The 764-nt window shown below is 65.2% G+C and carries 1 protein-coding gene; it reads left to right on the forward strand.

What is annotated here, in order from left to right:
• Positions 1-764 (forward strand): efflux RND transporter permease subunit (locus tag ACTIE6_RS24265; protein ID WP_439559084.1); only part of this gene is annotated, 764 nt, incomplete at both ends.

The raw sequence follows: 764 nt of genomic DNA on the forward strand, positions 1-764 counted from the left end.
GAGACGGTGCTCGGGGTGGCGATGTTGTTGAAGGGCCAGAACAGTCGGGTCGTGGCCCACCGCGTGGCGGCCAGGCTCGAGGAGATCAAGAAGGCCCTTCCCAGCGGAATGGCGATTCAGCCCTTCTACGACCGCAGCGTCCTCGTGGAACGCACCATACGGACTGCCGCCACCAATCTGGTCGAAGGCGGCATGGTCGTGATTGCCGTGCTGTTCCTATTCCTCCTGCAGCTTCGCGCGGGACTAATCGTGTCGTCGGCCATCCCCATGTCCATGCTCTTCGCGATTCTGGGCATGTGGTACTTCGACGTATCGGCCAACCTGATGAGCCTCGGGGCCATCGACTTCGGGTTGATCGTCGATGCGGCGGTCATCATCGTCGAGAACGCGGTCCGGCGGCTGGCAGACCGACGGCGCGCGCTCGGCCGAGCCCTGACCGTGCCGGAGCGCCATGAGACCATCGCGAATGCCACCGTCGAGGTGCGGCGCGCCAGTTTCTTCGGCGAGATCATCGTGATGGCGGCCTATCTGCCCATCCTGTCGCTCGCCGGGATCGAGGGCACGATGTTTCGCCCGATGGCACTGACCGTCATCCTGGCGTTGGCCGGCGCGCTACTGTTCTCCATGACGCTGATTCCAGCGCTCTGTGGCGTGTTCCTCCGCGAGCCGCGCACGGTACCAGACGTCGCCGCTGACGCCCACGTGGGCGATGAGAACCCGCTCGTTCGCCGGCTACAGCGATGGTACGCCCCGCTCCTCGAACG

This window comes from Dyadobacter sp. (assembly GCF_051859145.1).
Classification (GTDB): domain Bacteria; phylum Bacteroidota; class Bacteroidia; order Cytophagales; family Spirosomataceae; genus Dyadobacter.